The organism is Shewanella sp. MMG014 (genome assembly GCF_018100775.1).
GTDB classification, from domain to species: domain Bacteria; phylum Pseudomonadota; class Gammaproteobacteria; order Enterobacterales; family Shewanellaceae; genus Shewanella; species Shewanella japonica.
In genome coordinates this window covers 13,158-32,330 of sequence record NZ_JAGJDZ010000007.1, presented here as the reverse complement: position 1 = coordinate 32,330, position 19,173 = coordinate 13,158, and the positions used below count along the sequence as shown (strand labels likewise).

Here is a 19,173-nt window from a genome sequence, read left to right as displayed (position 1 = left end):
GAAAGTGTTTTGCTGATACTCAGTATATTGTCGTTACGCTGGCGTTAATGGCCAGAAGTCATGACTTAGAAGTAATAACCAAAGTTAATGTTGATACGTTTGTCCCAGTCATCTCCGATTTCTGGTAAACCAACATGGTCATTATTTGCCGTTGAGAAGGTCATGTTTTTACCTAAGATGAAGTCAACCATTGTGTAGGTGGCTCCAGCTGCGATAGCACAACCTGTCACGTTTTGCATGCTGTTGTCATAGCTGTCGTCAGCAACGTCAGGGGTCATTAAACCGAAGTCGTTGTAACACTTCACGCTACCAAAGTCAGTGGCGAAAGTTTTAGCTATGTTAGCGCTGTATGCTTGGCCTTTTGAGGCAATTTCGTATTGCCAGCTAACCACTGCGATACCGATTTTATTGTCATCAGCCGAATCGGCAGCGTCATACTCGTATTGCATGGCTTGTAACTGTAGATTCCATCCTTTATAGGTGCTGTCTAAATGCAGTGCTACAGCATAACGGTCGCCCATGTTGCCTGTTTCACTGTTATAGATTTGACCATATTGAGCTGAACCGCCAAATGTTGTCGAACCACCTTCGTACTCTGCGGTATAGGTTTGTCTGAAGTTAAAACCGTTAGTTTCTTCGTTATGGTATTCAGTGCCATTAATTTCGCCACTGAATAACGAAGCTGAATAACGTTTGTTTTCAGTTGCGCTATAAACCGGGTTTTTGTAGAACGCGATATCAGTATTCCAGCCATTATTGTCGTAAGACGCTTTAATACCGACATCATGGTTGTCTTCAAAACCTAGGTAGTATGGTAGGCCAAACCACCAGCTGTTAGAGATAAACTCTGGGTTACCAAAAGGCACTTTGTTGATACCAAACTGCAGTTGCCAATTTGGGTCAATATCATAAAAGCCGTAACCGTATTTGATGTAGTTGCTACCTGATGTAAAACGGTATTCAGCGGCTAAGCCCCAATCCCCTTTTTTACCATCAAACTTAATTGCAGCCATATCAAAATCAAGTTCACCTAACTTGTCTTTATTTGATTCATCGTAGTCTCTGTAAGCGTAATTAACGCGCACAGCACCTCCGATGTTAATACCGTCTTCTTGCTCTTCAGCCATGACATTTACAGAAGACATTGCTACTGCTGTGGCCACCATCGACAACATAAACTTGGCGGTTTTTTTCATTCTCATTTCCCTTTATATACGTAAATTTTTTATATTTTTTATTTACATTTCTTCAAACCAAGTGCGATGACAATCAGCACAAATCGGTGCTTTTTTAGTGTGCTCGCTATGGCAGGCTAAACAGCTTGCCCCTTCGTTGTAATGTAAAGATTTATGCGGATGTGCTTCAGGTACTGCCAAAATTGACTCATCAATTTCAATTGTTTCAACAGTGCCGTGGCAATCCACACAGGCCGCATCTGTGGTATTCGCTTTTGGTGAACCTTGATGACAGGTATTACAGCCATCTTGGTACAACATTTCATGGTTCACTCTGCCTTGGGTTTTCCCTTTGACGGTAAAAAGCTCTCCCGCGTGGGCGGTGGCTAAAAACGCTGACGATACAAAAGCGAGTAATAATAATTTTTTCATGGTGATTCAGCCTACAGATCAGATTTAATGGTTTCAGAAACGATGATGCCCATCGCTAAGCACTCAAGACATGACGTTGAGCTCAAGCGGGCTTCACCATGAATACCGCCGGTTGCTTCACCGATGGCATACATTTTTCTGATAGGTTCCATAGTGCGGCCATCTATCACGCGGCCACCTAAATCTGTTTTTAATCCGCCCATGCAGTAATGCACTTTTGGCCAAATTCGTGAGACAACAAATGGACCTGTCAGTACTTCAGCGGTATCCATTTTGCGGTTAAACAAAGGATCTTTTCTGTCAGTAACATGCTGGTTGTATTCTTTTATTGTCTTTTTCAATTCCGCTGCAGGAATAGTAAATTGCTTAGCAACGTCATCAAGTGTGTCGAGTTTCCACGCCATTTTGTCGCGTAGTGAACGCACTACACGGTCATCTTCGGCGTAGTTTTCGTAGTTAAACAATACAATCGGGTAGGCTGGACTGTTGTCTGCATAACGATTTTTCATAATGGCTTCTGAACACGTTTTACGGTCAGCACGCTCGTCCATAAAGCGTTTACCATTTAGCACACTGATTGCTGCGCCTTGATGCCAACCAATCGACAACAGGGCATTTGACCAGCCGAAACCACCCTCATCAGGAGAACCCCAATGACCTGTTTGAATCAAATTCATATGCACGGGTAGCGCACCATTGGCCATAGCGGTTAACGTGACTTCGCCTGTCGCGCCATGGGCATTAGTACAATCGAGTGTTGGATCAAGTGAAGGATCGACTGCTTCACGCAGTTTCATGTTTTGGGCAAATCCACCGTGCGCGAGAATAACGGCTTTGTTGGCTTTGATATAGATTGTTGTTCCAGTATTGAGATCTGGGAAGCGATAATTTTTTCTTACCTTAACGCCTACAATTTCTTGACCATCCATAATGAAGTCTTCGATGTAGTGTTGTAAGCGGTATTCAACGCCTTCTTTTTTACCTGCTTCAAACAACTTAGTGGTGATATCACCGCCTGTACCATGTTGGGTTCTAATCGCACGGGCTTTGTTATGTCCGCCCACTTGGATATTAAATCCTTCACGGAATTTAACGCCCGTTTCGATACATAAATCGTAAGAATCAAGAGCACGATCGGCGATCACCTTTAGCATTTCAACGTTTTGCATGCCGCGACCTGAGATGATTTGGTCGTTGACTAACTCTTCTGGTGAGTCATCGTTAATGCCTTGTGCTAATTGGATTGGGTTTTTAGGAATTGCTAACCAGCCACCATTAATGGCTGAGTTACCACCAATAACCTGCATTTTTTCGAGTACAAGTACGCTGCCGACTTGTTGTCTTTTTGCATTAATCGCTGCTGATAGACCAGCAAAACCAGAGCCGACGACGAGTACATCTACTGACTCATCCCAGTTAATTTCATTGCATTGGCGTTGCTGTGCACTTGCTGGCATCGCTGCTGTCAGGCCGCCGATTGCTGCGCCTGCGCTTAATTTCAAAAAGTTACGTCTGTTGTGCATTTATCTTTCCTCGCATTTAGATGCGATTAAGATAAACAAATTGAACTAGGCCAAATTTGAATGGCATCACGCTTTTTTTGGGGGGGCAATATTATTCGTGAACTGGCTCAAGAACATTGTTCATGAGCTGCTGGCTTATCAGCCCTATTTAGCGGGCGAACTTTAGAGGGAGATATCAAAAGTCAGTTAAGTTATGAACTGAATCACAAAGCCTAATAAAACCGGCCCATCAGCGTGAAGTGAATCCCGATTATCTACTGAGTTTATACCTATAAAGTGCAGTAAAGATGATAATTGCGATATTCAAATATTAGGTATTTATTATGAAATGTCCTTCAGAAACCTTGACTCAATTACGATGTGATCAAATTTTAGATGTCGCAGAATTATTGATCGAATCTCAAGGTATAGTGTCATTTAAGTTTTCACAAATTGCTAAGGACGTGGGCTGCTCAACAGGGACACTGTATAAGTTATTTGAGCGCAAAGAAGATGTATTAGTGTGCTTGTTTTTGCGCAGTGCAACATCCAATTATATGCCATTATTTGTACAGAAGAACCCAGAACTGACGGCGCAAGAAAGATTGCTCATGCCGATATTATTTACCTTCGAGACCATTAAAAGAAGCCGCAGCTTTTTTACCTTACGCTCTGTGTCGGTCAATGCGATGATTTGGAAACTGGCCAGTGATGAAAAGGTTAAATTGTTTAAACAACGGATTAATTCATTTTGGCAATGGATGGCTGATGCGGTTCAACTGGCGATTGATAATGACGAGTTAGTTGCTACTCCTTTGCAAGCCAAAGAGTTGGTTCAAGGCATTGCATTTTATTTGACGGGGTCATTGACACAATTTGAAAGTAAACTGATTTCACCTGAGTTTCTGTCCGATCAATCCACAACCTGTTATCGACATTTATCGAGATTAATGGCGCAATATCAATGGAAAACACCACTGAATCATGAGCTATTTACTTGTCTTGAAACTCGCACGGCAGATTTTTTTGAAGCAAATTTTAAAAAGCATCTTAGTTGCAGTTCATGTAAAGCATTATCGATGTCATTGAATGCAAAACAAAGTGGCTGTAACGGCTGTTAATACTACATCTAGCCACTTTGTGTTCGAGTACGGGTTATTGTGGGCTGTACTTGTGTTTTACATCTTCAATCAGTTGTTGCCACTGAGGGTATTTGACAAAGCTTTGTTGTAAGTCTCCCCAAGGAGATAGGGTGTCGTCTAACATTTGCCCTGATACATCGATACCTTGTGTGGCAAGATACAAGTAATAGAATGCTGATGCGCGATAATTTGCCGCACAGTGCACTAAAATAGATTTATCGTTATGGCTGTCCATCACCATAAAGAATTGCTCAACATCCTCGATGGTGGGCTGTTGCCAGTCGACTTCAATATTTTCGTACTTCATTCCTAGATCTGTGACCAATTGAGATTCTTGCGCTAAATAATTGGGATTATTCTTAGGGATCAAATTGATGACAACTTCCACTCCCGCTTGTTGCAAGGTTTTAAATTCCTCAGCCTTAGGTAATCCGGCAGTGATAACTTGCGTATTATTAATTTTAATCGCTTTAATATCATCCAGCTGGCTTGGATCTATCTCAGCCGCAACGGGATTAATTAATGCCAGCGAAACCATAGCTATTAGTGTTGTCATTTTTAAGGCATTAACTCCTAATTTGTTGAGTGTCGCTTGCGATATAAACTGATACATAGTGATTCCTATTCCTTTAGGATGTGGTTGATGGTGGTGATTTCTTGTGGGGTAAAATGGAGGTTGTTGAGTGCATTTACCGAGTCAACAATTTGCGCTGAACGACTTGCGCCAATAAGACAGCTTGTTATCGCATCATTATGTAAGGTCCAAGCTATGGCCATTTGTGCTAACGATTGTTGACGATTTTCTGCCAATGTATTTAATGCCGATACTTTGGATAATTTAGCCGGTGTAAGGTCTTTATCTGCTAAGTAAACTTGATGCTCAAGTGCTGCTCTTGAGTTCTTAGGGATCCCATTTAAATACTTATTGGTTAATACGCCCTGAGCTAATGGTGAGAATACGATTGAACCGACGCCTTCATTTTTAAGTACGTCAGTCAGACCATTTTCAATCCAACGATCAAACAGGTTATATCGAGGCTGGTGGATTAATAATGGCGTGCCAAGTTGCCTTAATATCTCAATTGCTTGTTGAGTTTGTTGGGGTTGGTAGTTAGATATCCCCACATACAAAGCACGTCCTGAACGGACGATATAGTCAAGCGCTTGCATTGTTTCTTCTAAGGGGGTGTCAGGATCCATACAGTGGTGATAAAAGATGTCAAAGTAATCTAATCCTGTGCGTTTAAGGCTTTGATCACAGCTGGAAATTAAATACTTACGAGATCCTCCTACACCATATGGCCCAGGCCACATGTCATATCCTGCTTTACTCGATATTAATAATTCATCACGATAATGCTTAAAATCTTGTTGGTAAATGCTGCCAAAACATGACTCGGCAGCACCATAATGAGGGCCATAGTTATTGGCAAGATCAAAGTGAGTTATACCATGATCAAATGCAGTATTGAGCATATGACGGGCGTTACTTTGTGAGTCATTAGCGCCGAAGTTTTGCCATAACCCTAACGACAATTGTGGCAAGCGGATACCGCTACGACCACAAGCTGAGTATGTCATCTTGCTATAGCGCTCTGGCGCAGCAACGTAGAGTGGGTTAGGTTCGTGAGTAATCATTTCTCTTCCTACAAATGAAATGGAGCAGCAGTATTATTTTTAAGCTAATACATTATTACAGTTAGTCTAAAACGTCACCTTAAACAAAAATGTTTATATTGATAAAAACTAATATTGTCATATTTCATTGATTTTATGGTCACACTTCGTCTTTAGCTTAAGCGATTGTTGATTCAGTCATCGACTGAGTTTTTCATTCATATCGATATTAAGTTGTCAGAAGATGGAGCTAAAAATGATTAAGGAAGGGATGCACTTGCATGTGCTAACAAGTTTGTTGATAAGCCTGCTACTTATAACAGGTTGTAATGATGATAATGATACGAATACGTCTGCTACAGACGAACAGCAAGTCATAGCGGAACCCATTGTCGTCAGCGTTGGCCCTAGGCCGTCATATCTAGTTGGACAAATGCAAGACAGCGATTTAAAAACACAGCTTGCTCAATGCACGAATAAAACCATGTATCGTCATGATTTTTCTATCGGTCATCGCGGCGCTGCGATGCAATTTCCTGAACATACTAAAGAGTCATATCAAGCGGCAATTGATTCTGGCGCTGGTATCGTAGAATGCGATGTCACTTTTACCCAAGATAAAGAGCTCGTCTGTCGTCATTCGCAATGCGATTTAGCCACTACAACTAATATCTTAGCGATTCCAGAACTGGCCGCAAAATGCTCCGTTCCTTTTAGTCCTGCCGATCTGGTAAATGGTGTGATGGCAACAGCCCAATGTTGTACCAGTGATATTACCTTGGCGGAGTTTAAAACCTTAAAAGGGAAAATGGATGGTGCCAATCCAGCAGCGACAACAGCAGAAGAATTTATGGATGGCACTGCGAATTGGCGAACAGACTTATACTCGTACCATGGCACATTAATGACTCATGCAGAAAGCATTGAGCTATTTAAAACAGCAGGCGTACAGATGACTCCTGAACTTAAATCTGCAAGTGTAACCATGCCGTTTGATGGATTTAGCCAGCAAGATTATGCTCAAAAAATGCTAGATGAGTACGTTGCCGCTGGAGTTAGCCCTGCATTAGTGTATCCGCAATCATTTAACCTTGAAGATGTGAAATATTGGATTGCGAATACGCCAGATTTTGCCGATCAAGCAGTATATCTTGATGATCGCTATGACCTTGCTGATTTTGACCCGCAAAATAACATGACTTGGTCACCAACAATGGACGAGCTTGCTAATGATGGAGTGAAAATCATTGCGCCGCCATTATGGGTACTCGTCACTGTCGATGCGGACAATCAAATTGTGCCATCTGCCTATGCATTAGCTGCTAAAGCTGCTGGATTAGATATCATCACTTGGACACTTGAGCGTTCAGGCGTGTTATCTGACGGTGCTGGTGGTTGGTATTATCAGTCAATCACGGATGCGATTGATAATGAAGGCGATGCATTTGAGTTGCTGGACGTGTTAGCCAAAGACGTTGGTGTGATTGGTGTGTTCTCTGATTGGCCTGCGACAGTGACTTACTATGCTAACTGCATGGCGCTGTAAATATGACGCTTAACCATAGCGGCTAAATTAGGGCTTAGTAAGGTCTGTATTTGTTAACGAAAACTAATTAGGACAGTCATAAGCATTTGCTACAAAAGTCACTGATGTGGCAAATGCTTTTGGCTTATATAGATAAACAGTATTCGCACCGAGTGTGATGGCTTCATTTCGTAACTGATTAAGCGCACCTTGAGTGAGGTCCTTATTTGAAATAAATAAGTAATCGTACCAATGGCCTTGGGATCCCACTAAGGTTCCTTTTAATTCGCAAACGTCCATATCCCCTTGTTCAGACCATAAAATCGCAATAGCTTCAGTTTGAGGGTTTGGGGTCGTTATACAGCCTGTTAGTCCGATAATCATTATCAGAAATAGCGATTTTGTATAGCTCAACGACGGGATATATTTCATTATTTTCTCATTCAATGGCTGTTCAGCAGGAGGAAGCTATACTTATAACGTTAACGCACTGATTAAATTATTCAAGTTGGTTTAGTGGTGATAATTGCTAAATAATATGGAGTGGCAAATGAGCACGCTAGATTTTGGTAATGAAACTATTATTAAATCCACCTTTGCGACAGTGCAAAGTGGTGCTTTTAGCGGTGATGGTCAGCTATCACTGACAGCAACACGTTTGTGTTTCGAAGCGTCGAATAAGATTTTTGAAATGGGCCCTTACGAAATCGACTTAGCTGACATTCATAAAGTTGAAAAGTGCTGGGGCACTGGTGGCGGTGTATTACCCGTGACTGCTGATGCCATTAAAATAGAGCTTAACAATGATAAACATTACAAATTCATGGTGGCTGACTCAGAAGCCTGGATAAACTTGTTATTGCCTAAGTAGAAAAGTGGACAGTATTGTTTGCGATTGAATTCATTGCGAAATAGGCAATAAAAAAGCTGAATCTAGGATTCAGCTTTTTTGGTTTTACCTGCTTAAGGCATCATATCAATTAAGCAAATGCATCTTGTAACGGCGGTACAACTTGCTTTTTACGGCTTAGTACGCCATCTAACCAAACTTTGTTGTCTGCTAAAGTTTTACCGTAAGCCTTTTCAACAATGCTAGTGTCATCTGACACGACTAACATTTCAGAGCCTTCTTTCATGATATCGGTTAGCAGTAGTAATACGCTATGACGGTTGCCTTCAGCTTTAAGAGCAGCAATATCGGCTTCTAACTCGGCTTTGATATCATCAAATACTGATAAATCGATGACTTCTAATTGGCCAATACCAACAAGATTACCGTTCATGTTGAAGTCTTTAAAGTCACGCATAACAAGGTCGCGCGCTGGAGTACCATCGACCGCCGATTTCACTTTGAACATTTCCATGCCCACAGCTTTGTAATCTTCAATGCCCGCGATTTCAGCTAATGCTTCAACACAGCGGATGTCTGCCGTGGTGCAAGTTGGTGATTTAAAGATAACAGTGTCGCTTAAAATTGCGCACATCATGATACCAGCGATATTGGCTGGAATCTCAACTTGATAGAAGTCATACATCATCTTGATGACCGTGTTTGAACAGCCCACTGGGCGGATCCAACATTCAAGCGGTGTTGATGTGGTTAAGTCACCTAATTTGTGATGATCAACAATACCGACAATGGTCGCTTCGGCGATATCATCTGGTGCTTGGGTAAGCTCAGAGTGATCAACGATGTAAACTTCTTCACCTGCATAGCTTTCTTTGAATTCTGGCGCTTCAAAGCCAAATCTATCAAGGATGTAAGCCGTTTCAGGTGAAAGCTCACCAAGACGGGCTGCAATTGCAGGCTCATCGATTTGATTTTTTAAGTAAGCTAGTGCGATTGCACCGCAGATTGAATCTGAATCTGGGATCTTGTGACCCACTACATACATTGCCATTTGAAACGCTCCTATAAATTTGCAGCGATTTTAACAAGAAATAACCAAGTGACCAATAACTAAAAAGCTGGAAGTATACACCTTGGGAGATATTTGAAGGTGAACACGGTATTTGGGCTGATATTAAGCGGAATTCCATTGACTGATGAGTTAGTAATTAGGCCCTTGAGATTGGCCAACAACGAAGACCTTTTGCAAAAGAGGGTGGTATCACTGCTTGATGTTGAGTGATATTGAACATGACGTTAATAGGTGTTCAAGCTTGAAAAGGGTTAAACGGTAACTACGCTGAGTGAATATACATTAAGGGAAAGCAGGTTTCCCTTAATATCTAGGTTTTAAACTAAAGCTATCAACTGCTTAATGCATAACCCCCTTTTAAATGAGCGACATTATCAAATCCTAAGCGTTTCATTGCCTGTGCCGCGATAAATGAGCGACTGCCACTGCGGCATACCAATACCCATTTATGTTGTTTTTGATCTTGCTGCTGTTGAATAAATTGCACTAAGCGAGTGAGCGGGACGTTTTCGTTAGAGTCGTCAGTATGTTGTAGAGCATATTCATGGGGTTCACGAATATCGATTAAGGTGACGTTTTCTTGCTGTAATGCAGCGTTCAAACTCTGATGGTTGTATTCAATAATTGATTGCCCATTTAATTGATCGTCAGTTAGTGCTCCGCACATGATTTCGCTGCCGTTTTGATCGCATAGGTGGCTATCTAATTCGGCTTTAAGGCGCTCAAACTCAGTGACATGTAACTGGCCATTTAAAGTGTTTCTTAATAGTGGGTTACGCCCACATTCTGCAGATAGGTGAGTGGTGAATTCATTGTTGTAGTCATGACTTGCGCAAATTAAGTTATTACTGCCAATCAAGCTGTGTAGTCGTTTTAAGCTTGAAAACATGTCGCTTGCACTGCTCGAGGCAAAGTTAGTTCGCCCTAAACTGCCCATTAAAATCGTGTCGCCGCAAAATGCGAACTGGCATTGGTGCTTTATTTGATTAATGTCGGTAAATGGCTGACACAGTAGTAATGACATACTGTCAGCGGTATGGCCTGGCGTTGGCACATTTACCAGCCATTGCTGACCAATTTTTATGTATTGTAATTGGACATCATCAACTGAATTCGTGTCTTTTGGGCTATGTTTTGGGCTATGTTTTGGACTATTTGGGGAGCTATGTGTCTGGCAATCTTGTGGCCAGCCTAGTAGGTTTGTTTGCTGAGTGGGTAAGTGTTTGTCAGCAAGAAAAGTACGCCCTGATTGGTGATCTGCGTGACCGTGGGTGTCGATGATGGCGACCAATTCTAACTGTTGGCATTGCAATAGGGTATCTAAACGATCGTTAAGCTCTGGCAGAGGATCGATGATAAAGGCTTGTTTACTTTGCTGATCGGCATAAAGCCAAGTGCAATTTGAGCCTGAACGAAGCTGAACTAAGCCGTTAACTGGCTGCTTTTCATCAATCTCACCAGTGTCTAATATCATGCAGCTGTGGGTGAGTGCTTTTGCTGCTGATTGGATACGTGAGCAAGCAGCATTCACTTGCTCTTGTGTCATTGCAGGGCCAAATGACATTCGAATAGCCGACTCACTTTGCCAAGCTGGTAACCCCATCGCATCAAGAACAAAGCTGCGAGTGACTTTAGATGAGCAAGCTGAGCCAGAGCTTACGCGGATATTGGCGGCGTCAAATAAGTCCATGATCTCTTTGCTGCTAAATCCAGCAATAGCAAAATTAATTGTGGTTGGGACACTGTTTTCAATACTATGATTAAACACAACGTCAGGGAAGGCGCTTTTAAGCGTATCCATTAATTGTGTTTGGTACCCTCTTAACGTATTGATATCGGCAAATTCACTGTGCTGCTGATTCAATAGCATCTCAAAGATGACATTAATAGCAGCCATGCCTGGTAGGTTCTCGGTACCTGAACGAAGGCCGCTTTCTTGGCCACCTCCGGCAATAATCGATGTAAAGGGTGCCGATTGACGAATATAAACAAAACCAATGCCTTTAGGTGCATAGAGTTTATGACCACTAAATGGGGCGTAATCGATTGTCGTTTGGGCAAGCTTTAATGGGGTCTTACCTAAGGCTTGTACGCAATCCACCATCCAGAAAATATCGTTATTTGCAGTGCGTATGATCTGCTCAAGTTTGCCTAAGTCCTGATAGACTCCGGTTTCATTATTGACTGCCATCGTGCATATCATGAGTGCATTGGGCGCTTCAGCTGCAATAAATTGGCAGTCCAAATGACCTAAACGATCAACTGGAATAGCTTTTAATTCTGCATTAATACCTAATATTTCATTCCAGTGTTTTAAGGATTCTGGCACGGCTTTATGCTCGGTTGCGCCATACAATAAACTGTATTTTTTGCTTGGCTCATTCTGCTTATCAATATTGAGTCGTTTTTTGGCTTCCACTAACGCTGAAATAATTGCTGTTTGAATCCCTTCTGTTGCACCACTAGTAAAGATGACTTTGCCATCGTCTGCACCGATAACTTTTTTAGCGTTGTTGCGCGTTGTTTCCATGACATCTTTGGCTTTTAAGCCAGTGATATGGCTACTGCTTGGATTACCAAATAACACTCTCATGCTATTTAAAGCGGCTTCAGCAGCTTGGGGTAATACAGGGGTAGTTGCATTGGCATCAAGGTAGATCTGGCTTAGCGGCGAATGATTTTTCATGGATAGCGGCTCATCTGTTGATTAGTTGTTATATAGCTTTTAGTTATAACTAATTTCATGGGGTTATATTAGCAGTTTGTGATTATTGATCAAGATCACATTTTATTTTGCTGAAAAATCCACGCTAATATTGTCTGCTGGTACAAAAAGACATTCTTATTTCTAAATGTTACCGATAACAGTGTTTTCTAGTAAGGTGATAAAAATCAGAAAGACATGGCGTTATTCGAGAGGGAGAAAGTCATTGAAAACAGCAGAACAACAAGAAGAAAATACCCTGTTTGTGATTCTAGTCAGTTGTGTGGCTACCATAGGTGGTTTCCTGTTTGGATTTGATAGTGGCGTGATTAATGGCACTGTTGATGGGTTAAGGTCGGCGTTTGACTCAGACAGTATGGGAACAGGCTTTAATGTGGCGTCAATGCTATTGGGCTGCGCGGTAGGGGCATTTTTTGCCGCGCGTTTAGCGGATAAATATGGACGACGAGCCACACTGATTACAGCTGCAATCTTATTTATTGTGAGTGCTTGGGGATCAGGTATTGCTGACAGCTCTATGGCATTTATTGTCTACCGTATCTTGGGTGGTTTAGCTGTTGGCGCAGCCTCGGTTATGACACCTGCATATATTGCTGAAGTTGCCCCTGCACGTTATCGTGGGGCACTGGCGACTGTGCAACAAATTGCCATCATCACAGGGTTATTTGCTGCGTTTGTTAGTAATTATTTTTTAGCACAAACCGCTGGTTCGTCGACGGACAGTTTTTGGCTGGGATATGATGCGTGGCGATGGATGTTTTGGATAGAGTTGGTGCCAGCAGGTGTGTTTTTTGTGGCATTATTTTTTATTCCTGAAAGCCCACGTTTTTTAGTGACAGTTGGACGTAAAGAGCAAGCGATGACGGTCTTAACTAAGCTATACGGTAGCACTGTCGCTAAAACCAAATTCATGGAGATTCAACAATCTTTAGACTCTGATCATCAACCTAAACTGGCAGACCTCATTGATAAGCATTCTGGCAAAGTGCGAAGTATTGTTTGGGTAGGGATTGGATTAGCCACTTTTCAACAATTAGTGGGCATTAATGTGGTGTTTTATTATGGCGCCGTGTTGTGGCAAGCGGTTGGTTTTTCGGAATCTGATGCGCTGTTGATTAATATTATTAGCGGTGCGGTCAGTATTGCAGCCTGTGTGATAACGATAAGTTTGATCGATAAAGTGGGTCGTAAACCATTTTTAATGATTGGTTCTATTGGAATGGCTGTGACTTTAGCCTTGATGGTCTTTGCTTTCGCATCGGCACAGGTCGATATCAATGGCGATTTGGACCTCGGTAAATTAGGCACATTGGCGTTAATTGCCGCAAATGGTTACGTGTTCTTTTTCAACTTGTCTTGGGGCCCTGTAATGTGGGTGATGTTAGGGGAAATGTTCCCAAATCAAATTCGAGGCTCGGGTCTTGCGGTTGCTGGGCTTGCGCAGTGGGGCACTAACTTTGCTATTACCATGACCTTCCCGATTATGTTGGCATCAGTGGGCTTAGTGGGCGCTTATGGTTTCTACTGTATTTGTGCTGTGCTATCGATTGTGTTTGTTGCGAAGTATGTATATGAAACAAAAGGTCGAGAATTAGAGCAAATGCAGGGATAAAAGGTAAGCACGCATAGTGAAGGGCGTGAGTGTCGTAATCAGAATGATTTACCCTTAAACATATAAGGCCACGATGATGTGGCCTTTTTGTTTGAGAAAGTCCGTTTATATTTTAACTTTAATGACGACTTTTCTTACTGATACTTCTGTATCCAAAGTGCCTGGCATATGCATATCACCAGGAAAGAATAAGGCAAACATGCCAGCTTTTAAGGGAATGAAAGCGGCGTCTTCTTTATTTGATTCATAATCAAACTCAGTAAAGTCATGCTCTTGATGGTAAGGCGCCAACGGTGTTTGATTGGCAAGGGGCAAATAGCCAAACTCTTCTTCACCACTCACAACAAACTGCACATCAATATATTGTTGATGAACTTCAAAAGGTTCTGTTTCTTTCGGTTGAGTAAGGTAGTCGTTAATAATCACAAAAATATCTTTTCCATCAAGCGGGTAGGTGCCGACTTCAACTTGAGTAAAGTCTGTTTCTGCTAAATGGGTTAAGGCTTTTGCTAATCTTGGGCTTAAGCCGTGATATAGCGAGTGATGAGCAAGGCTGTCGACAACCATAGTAAACTCTCTGAAAATGAATGAGTCATGATTATCGCTCATTCATTTTGTCGGCGCTATGATTTATCTACAACCAGTAGGGTTACGGAAATAAATTCAACCATGAGGTGGTTTAACCTGCTGACAAACTTAGTTAAGATGCAATGGAGCGTGAAACTCTGCATGGGTTTCATCCTTAAAAACCGATGGAAAATGGATTGATTCATAGGACGCTACGTGACTGCATTACGATTACTCGCCGGTAAAACTGCTTACCAAAAAATTGAACAAAATGGTTTGTCTGCATCTATGTTTAGCCAGCTATTTGCTGCATCAGGTGGCCCCAAATGGATTGGGGTTGCTGGGCTCGATAAATATTTATTCGGTGAGTTTTTTGCTAATAGACAAGCGCCACTTTATACCATGGGAGCTTCCTCTGGGGCTTGGCGACTGGCTTGTTTAGCACAGCAAGATCCATTAGCAGCCTATTCACGCCTCGAAGAGCATTACATTGGTCAGCGATATGATCATGTTCCTAGCCGACAAGAAGTGACCGAGCAAGTTGAACGTATTATTGGTGGTATTTTGGGGGAACATGGTGCCCTTGATATTGTTAATAATAGAGTGATTCAAAGTCACTTTGTGGTGTGTAAAGCCAAGCACTTAAATGCGAGCCGTTCAAAGGGGAAGTTAGCATTAGGTTTGGCGGCGACAGCGCTAAGTAATGCAGTGAGCCGTCGCAGTTTAGGTTGGCATTTTGAACGAGTGGTTTTCAGCCATCAGCAGGTAAAGTCGCCTTTTTCTCAGTTGTCTGATCTCCCTACCGAGCATGCGCAGCTGACACGCAATAATATTAATCAAGTACTGTTAGCAACAGGCTCTATACCTATGCTATTAGCACCAGTGAATAAAATTAATGGTGTGTCAGATGGAGCATATTATGATGGTGGCATTACCGATTATCATTTTGATATGCCAACCAATGAGCCGGAAGGATTAAGTTTATACCCACATTTTTATCCTCATATGAGTCCTGGGTGGTTTGATAAATCCTTTAAATGGCGAAGAGCACGCCAGCATTATCACAATGCGTTGGTATTAACGCCTTCTCAGGAGTTTATCTCGTCGCTACCTTATTCAAAGATCCCAGACCGTGAAGATTTTAAGCAGCTAAGCAGTGATAGTCGAATTGCCTATTGGCGTGAAGCATTGAAACGCAGTGAGCAGCTGGGAGAGATCTTTGCCTCAATTGTAGATAAGCAATCAATAATGGATGTGATTGAGCCGCTTTAGTGCGTGTTAACTGGTTAAACTTTCCATTACGATCCCGATCATTAAATTGTGATCATCTAATGAAACTATTTCGTAAAATCTCCTGTCTAATTATTAACCAGGTTGTGAATCTTGTGATGAGTTTTGCGATTGCCTTGATGGTGGTATTTAAACAGTAACCTCAAGCAATACAAGGCGGTATTACAACTAATCATAAAGTGTGATAACCACTTAGCTGGCTGGAAAACTCCATTTTGCCTGCTACACTTGATTATCACGATATGAATGACAACTTGTTGATTTTTATTGGTCCTTGATAGCAGAAAGCTATCGAATCTGCAGCATTCTGTGGCTTACACAGCCTTATAGGGAATTGGTGAAACGCTGTAGTTTGGAGGTTGCAATGCAAACGATAGAAATGGCGTTACTCATCCAAGATACTGTGCTTCTGCCAGGTGGTCGTCAAGAGCTACGGATGGTCACACCTAATCAATTATTGATGGTGGCCAATGTGCTCAAAGGCCATTATCGATTAGCGCTAGCTGCGTCAAAAAGCAACAGTTTTCCTCCATGCTACGAAACAGCAACCGAATGTGAAATCATCGATTTTCATCAACTTGAAGACAATTCTCTCAGTATTGTTGTCGAGGGACGTCAACGAGTAAAAGTGCTTTCGGGCGCGCAATTACGCGATCAAAGTTGGATCGCCAGAACCTTACCTTGTCAAAATTGGCAGCATGAACCCATTGCTGAAGAGTTCGAAATCATCAGTGCTGCACTTGAGCAATTTTATGAAGTGAATCCTGATTTACTGGAGCTATACAGTCAAACTCATCTTGAAGATGCTGCATGGGTCAGTCAGCGTTGGTTAGAAGTCTTACCTATGTACAATAAAGATAAGCTGCTGTTAGTTGAGCAGCCAGATTGTCATAAGACCATGGATTTTGTACTGCAATTATTAAAATCTCATGTGGATGTGTAATGCGGATAAGCCAAAACATGTTTTTTCTTTAGCTGATAAGGCTTTGTTGGGTATACTGTATCAAAATGTAGCTATATAGTATTTTACATGTCTGCTGAACATGCTGCCAAAGCCGCACAACCGTCATATATTGTTTTACCGCAATCTCAAACAACGCCGGAAACTGTGCTGGCGTTTTTAGTTTCTCATTTTAAGCAAATTCCAGAATCAGTGTGGATAAAACGTGTTGTTGATGGAAAGGTTCACTGGGCAGATGGTGAACCTGTAACGCAAACAACAAAGTACCGCCCAGCGACTCGAGTGTATTACTACCGCGAGGTTGAGAGCGAAACAAAAATACCGTTTCAGCAGCAGATATTGCATCAAGATGAGCACTGTATTTTAGTTTTTAAGCCTCATTTTTTGCCTGTCACACCCAGCGGTAATTTTGTCAATGAGTGTCTAATCCATCGCTTAAGAATTGCAACAGGTATTGATACGATTTCTCCTGCGCATCGGCTTGATAGGCCAACAGCTGGGGTAATGTTAATGACTGTCAATCCAGAATCTCGACATGCTTACCATGCTCTGTTTACTGATGGAAAAATTAATAAACAGTACCAAGCAATTGCAAAGCTCACCCCCGAGCTTTTAACGCGACATGAGCAAGGGAAGTTAAGTTTACCCCTTAAATGGACTGTGAAAAATCGTATGGTGCGATCAACGCCGAGCTTTTTGATGAAAATCACCGAAGGGGAAGCAAATACGCATTCTGAGATCAGATTAATCGCTGTTAATGGCTCAAGAGGCTTGTTCGAGCTGAGTCCAATAACGGGAAAAATGCATCAACTTAGAGTGCACATGATGTCATTGGGAATGCCGTTAGAAAACGATACCAATTACCCAAGGCTACAGCCCAAAGCCGCTGATGATTTTACTAAGCCGCTGCGCTTAATCGCCAAGTCACTGACATTTGAAGATCCATTCAGTCAACAAATGATGTCTGTCAATTGTGAAGGCTATGATGCTGAATTCGGCTTAGGTAAAAATTGATAAATGGTTTGTTGATGAATTGACAAGCGTGGCTCATTTACAAAGGACTAATTGCACATGGAAAGAGTGAAATGTTGCGCAATATTTATAGTGAGTTTTTTCGTTTTAATTTTTGGTTTTAAAGCGTTAGATGAGCTAGTTGCTGAAATGCTTATTAAGCGTGACGCTCAAATACTGTCTGAAAAATTGACCATGTATATTGAAGATACTGCAATAGAACTCAAAAGTTTACCAGCGATTAATGATACCTATGTTTGTGACAGCCAAAATGAAGACTTGCTGACTAAGTCGGTATTTAACTCCACGTTTATTCGTTGGCTAGCTGTGATGGATCAATTAAAAGTGATTTGTCGTTCGCAGATTATTCCCCGCCACGTAGAGAAGTTAGTCAGACACCGAATTGGCCCTGATGTAAAACTGGCTGTACTGAATCAGCCAGACTCAGATGTGCACGAGTTATTCTTATCATACGAATCAGGTCAAAAGCAGTATGTGGCGAGCATTGTGCCAATGAATCCTCGTTATTTTATCCCTGTAAATTGTGAAGATTGCCTAGAGTACACCATCACTATTGATGGCATTTATGACTCGTTAGCAGCAGTGCCTGTAATGGAGTTTGGCTTTGAACAGTTTGAAGGTGACCATGTCATTTTAGAAGAAGTGGTTCATAAAAATGAATATTACATTGCCAAGTTTAGCCTGTCTGGCAATGACGACTTTTTTGCTCAGTATAAATCGTTAAATTGGCTGTATAGTGCGTTGGTTAGTTTTGTAGTGGCGTTGGCGTTATCAATTGGCTATTGGTCTTGGAAACAGTCTTATGGTTCAACTCGAGCTCACATAAAAAGTGCTATCAAACATAAAGAGTTTATCCCTTTTTATCAGCCTGTTATTGATACGCAAACAAATGAAATCGTTGGTGTTGAAGTATTAATGCGCTGGCGTCAATCAAGTGGAGAGTTGATCCCACCAAACCAATTTATTCCCTTTGCAGAATCTGATGGGTTAATTGTAGATATGACCTATTCGATGCTTGATGTTATGGCTGAAGATATTGAACAAGCTGGCGAACAAGTTAAGCCGTTATTTATCAGTATTAATATTGTTCCTGAGCATTTAGAAAGTGATCAACTTTACTTGTATATTAAGGCGTTTAAAGAGTCTGGAAAGCTAGGTAAGCATCGGATTTCGCTAGAAATCACTGAGCGGCAACCCATTACAGATTTAGCTAAAGCCCGCGCTATGCTAGATAAATTTTATGCCATTGACGTTGATTTAAAGCTTGATGATGCCGGAATGGGGTACGGCGGTTTTAGTTATGTGCAAAACCTAGGTATCAGTACCCTTAAAATTGATAAAGCTTTTATCGATACCATTGGTGTAAAAGATAACTTTAATGAGAAAACCTTAGATGCAATTATCTCTTTTGCCAAAAAGTCGGGCTTGAGCGTCATTGCTGAAGGGGTGGAAACTGAGTCTCAAATTAGCTATTTGAAAGTGCAGGGCGTGGATTTAGTCCAAGGTTATTTTTTCTCTAAACCACTAGAAGCAAAAGACTTTTTTAATGCCTATCAGAATGTATGATGATTGGGTTTTATTTTAGTTAGATGGTTTTTGATAAAAACGATAATTGATGTATTCCCAGCGTTAGTGATTAATGTTGGGATACATTTTAAGAGGTTTGCTAGT

At 41.6% G+C, this 19,173-nt stretch carries 17 protein-coding genes; 8 read left to right on the top strand and 9 right to left on the bottom strand.

Going from position 1 to position 19,173, the window contains the following annotated elements; translation table 11 throughout:
* Positions 1-65: 65 nt before the first annotated feature.
* From J8L86_RS12465 to J8L86_RS12455, 3 genes are read right to left on the bottom strand one after another with little or no spacing between them, the layout of a single operon-like run.
* Complete coding sequence (locus tag J8L86_RS12465) at positions 66-1,196, bottom strand: hypothetical protein (RefSeq protein ID WP_119967721.1); 1,131 nt, start codon at positions 1,194-1,196, stop codon at positions 66-68.
* Between the two features lie 42 nt (positions 1,197-1,238).
* Positions 1,239-1,607, bottom strand: a complete 369-nt coding sequence (locus tag J8L86_RS12460) for a cytochrome c3 family protein (protein WP_211030587.1) — start codon at positions 1,605-1,607, stop codon at positions 1,239-1,241.
* 11 nt (positions 1,608-1,618) lie between these two features.
* The gene (locus J8L86_RS12455) at positions 1,619-3,130 is read right to left on the bottom strand and encodes a flavocytochrome c (RefSeq protein ID WP_065109739.1); all 1,512 of its coding nucleotides are present in this window, start codon (positions 3,128-3,130) and stop codon (positions 1,619-1,621) included.
* Positions 3,131-3,453: 323 nt separating this feature from the next.
* On the opposite strand from J8L86_RS12455, the gene J8L86_RS12450 reads away from it, so the two are divergent.
* On the top strand, positions 3,454-4,230 hold the full coding sequence (locus J8L86_RS12450; RefSeq protein WP_065109740.1) for a TetR/AcrR family transcriptional regulator: 777 nt from the start codon (positions 3,454-3,456) through the stop codon (positions 4,228-4,230).
* Between the two features lie 34 nt (positions 4,231-4,264).
* Here J8L86_RS12450 and J8L86_RS12445 read toward each other — a convergent pair whose 3' ends face one another.
* Positions 4,265-4,864: a protein tyrosine phosphatase family protein gene (locus J8L86_RS12445; protein ID WP_240433733.1), complete on the bottom strand. Its 600-nt coding sequence runs from the start codon at positions 4,862-4,864 to the stop codon at positions 4,265-4,267.
* An 8-nt stretch (positions 4,865-4,872) separates the two neighbouring features.
* Entirely contained in the window at positions 4,873-5,889 is a 1,017-nt protein-coding gene (locus J8L86_RS12440) for an aldo/keto reductase (RefSeq protein ID WP_211030585.1), read from the bottom strand.
* 250 nt (positions 5,890-6,139) lie between these two features.
* On the opposite strand from J8L86_RS12440, the gene J8L86_RS12435 reads away from it, so the two are divergent.
* Positions 6,140-7,414, top strand: a complete 1,275-nt coding sequence (locus J8L86_RS12435; RefSeq protein WP_211030788.1) for a glycerophosphodiester phosphodiesterase family protein — start codon at positions 6,140-6,142, stop codon at positions 7,412-7,414.
* Between the two features lie 63 nt (positions 7,415-7,477).
* Here the strand turns inward: J8L86_RS12435 and J8L86_RS12430 are convergent, their stop codons facing one another.
* The gene (locus J8L86_RS12430) at positions 7,478-7,825 is read right to left on the bottom strand and encodes a DUF4156 domain-containing protein (RefSeq protein ID WP_065109742.1); all 348 of its coding nucleotides are present in this window, start codon (positions 7,823-7,825) and stop codon (positions 7,478-7,480) included.
* Between the two features lie 118 nt (positions 7,826-7,943).
* Between J8L86_RS12430 and J8L86_RS12425 the strand changes: the two genes are divergently transcribed.
* Complete coding sequence (locus tag J8L86_RS12425) at positions 7,944-8,264, top strand: GRAM domain-containing protein (RefSeq protein WP_065109743.1); 321 nt, start codon at positions 7,944-7,946, stop codon at positions 8,262-8,264.
* A gap of 109 nt (positions 8,265-8,373) precedes the next feature.
* Here J8L86_RS12425 and J8L86_RS12420 read toward each other — a convergent pair whose 3' ends face one another.
* Both J8L86_RS12420 and J8L86_RS12415 read right to left on the bottom strand, forming a co-directional pair.
* Positions 8,374-9,294 carry a manganese-dependent inorganic pyrophosphatase gene (locus J8L86_RS12420; RefSeq protein WP_055022767.1) on the bottom strand — a complete coding sequence of 307 codons (921 nt, stop codon included), beginning with the start codon at positions 9,292-9,294 and terminating at the stop codon, positions 8,374-8,376.
* A 352-nt stretch (positions 9,295-9,646) separates the two neighbouring features.
* Positions 9,647-12,001, bottom strand: a complete 2,355-nt coding sequence (locus tag J8L86_RS12415) for an aminotransferase class V-fold PLP-dependent enzyme (RefSeq protein ID WP_211030583.1) — start codon at positions 11,999-12,001, stop codon at positions 9,647-9,649.
* A gap of 244 nt (positions 12,002-12,245) precedes the next feature.
* Between J8L86_RS12415 and J8L86_RS12410 the strand changes: the two genes are divergently transcribed.
* Positions 12,246-13,652: a sugar porter family MFS transporter gene (locus J8L86_RS12410; protein ID WP_247663382.1), complete on the top strand. Its 1,407-nt coding sequence runs from the start codon at positions 12,246-12,248 to the stop codon at positions 13,650-13,652.
* A gap of 105 nt (positions 13,653-13,757) precedes the next feature.
* Here the strand turns inward: J8L86_RS12410 and J8L86_RS12405 are convergent, their stop codons facing one another.
* The gene (locus J8L86_RS12405; protein ID WP_211030787.1) at positions 13,758-14,219 is read right to left on the bottom strand and encodes a YhcH/YjgK/YiaL family protein; all 462 of its coding nucleotides are present in this window, start codon (positions 14,217-14,219) and stop codon (positions 13,758-13,760) included.
* Positions 14,220-14,435: 216 nt separating this feature from the next.
* Here J8L86_RS12405 and J8L86_RS12400 point away from each other — a divergent pair, with 216 nt between their 5' ends.
* From J8L86_RS12400 to J8L86_RS12385, 4 genes are all read left to right on the top strand, one after another.
* A complete protein-coding gene (locus tag J8L86_RS12400; protein ID WP_211030579.1) occupies positions 14,436-15,491 on the top strand; it encodes an alpha/beta hydrolase in 1,056 nt (351 codons plus the stop codon).
* 382 nt (positions 15,492-15,873) lie between these two features.
* Entirely contained in the window at positions 15,874-16,452 is a 579-nt protein-coding gene (locus J8L86_RS12395) for an LON peptidase substrate-binding domain-containing protein (RefSeq protein WP_055022760.1), read from the top strand.
* Positions 16,453-16,539: 87 nt separating this feature from the next.
* Complete coding sequence (locus tag J8L86_RS12390) at positions 16,540-17,484, top strand: pseudouridine synthase (protein WP_211030577.1); 945 nt, start codon at positions 16,540-16,542, stop codon at positions 17,482-17,484.
* A 57-nt stretch (positions 17,485-17,541) separates the two neighbouring features.
* Positions 17,542-19,068: an EAL domain-containing protein gene (locus J8L86_RS12385; protein WP_211030575.1), complete on the top strand. Its 1,527-nt coding sequence runs from the start codon at positions 17,542-17,544 to the stop codon at positions 19,066-19,068.
* Positions 19,069-19,173 lie beyond the last annotated feature (105 nt).

Coding starts and splice junctions, on each gene's coding strand:
- J8L86_RS12435 (WP_211030788.1), top strand. CDS start 6,140: ATGCACTTGCATGTGCTAACAAGTTTGTTGATAAGCCTGCTACTTATA.
- J8L86_RS12385 (WP_211030575.1), top strand. CDS start 17,542: ATGGAAAGAGTGAAATGTTGCGCAATATTTATAGTGAGTTTTTTCGTT.
- J8L86_RS12460 (WP_211030587.1), bottom strand. CDS start 1,607: ATGAAAAAATTATTATTACTCGCTTTTGTATCGTCAGCGTTTTTAGCC.
- J8L86_RS12415 (WP_211030583.1), bottom strand. CDS start 12,001: ATGAAAAATCATTCGCCGCTAAGCCAGATCTACCTTGATGCCAATGCA.
- J8L86_RS12395 (WP_055022760.1), top strand. CDS start 15,874: ATGCAAACGATAGAAATGGCGTTACTCATCCAAGATACTGTGCTTCTG.
- J8L86_RS12390 (WP_211030577.1), top strand. CDS start 16,540: ATGTCTGCTGAACATGCTGCCAAAGCCGCACAACCGTCATATATTGTT.
- J8L86_RS12450 (WP_065109740.1), top strand. CDS start 3,454: ATGAAATGTCCTTCAGAAACCTTGACTCAATTACGATGTGATCAAATT.
- J8L86_RS12425 (WP_065109743.1), top strand. CDS start 7,944: ATGAGCACGCTAGATTTTGGTAATGAAACTATTATTAAATCCACCTTT.
- J8L86_RS12465 (WP_119967721.1), bottom strand. CDS start 1,196: ATGAAAAAAACCGCCAAGTTTATGTTGTCGATGGTGGCCACAGCAGTA.
- J8L86_RS12420 (WP_055022767.1), bottom strand. CDS start 9,294: ATGGCAATGTATGTAGTGGGTCACAAGATCCCAGATTCAGATTCAATC.
- J8L86_RS12455 (WP_065109739.1), bottom strand. CDS start 3,130: ATGCACAACAGACGTAACTTTTTGAAATTAAGCGCAGGCGCAGCAATC.
- J8L86_RS12405 (WP_211030787.1), bottom strand. CDS start 14,219: ATGGTTGTCGACAGCCTTGCTCATCACTCGCTATATCACGGCTTAAGC.
- J8L86_RS12430 (WP_065109742.1), bottom strand. CDS start 7,825: ATGAAATATATCCCGTCGTTGAGCTATACAAAATCGCTATTTCTGATA.
- J8L86_RS12445 (WP_240433733.1), bottom strand. CDS start 4,864: ATGTATCAGTTTATATCGCAAGCGACACTCAACAAATTAGGAGTTAAT.
- J8L86_RS12440 (WP_211030585.1), bottom strand. CDS start 5,889: ATGATTACTCACGAACCTAACCCACTCTACGTTGCTGCGCCAGAGCGC.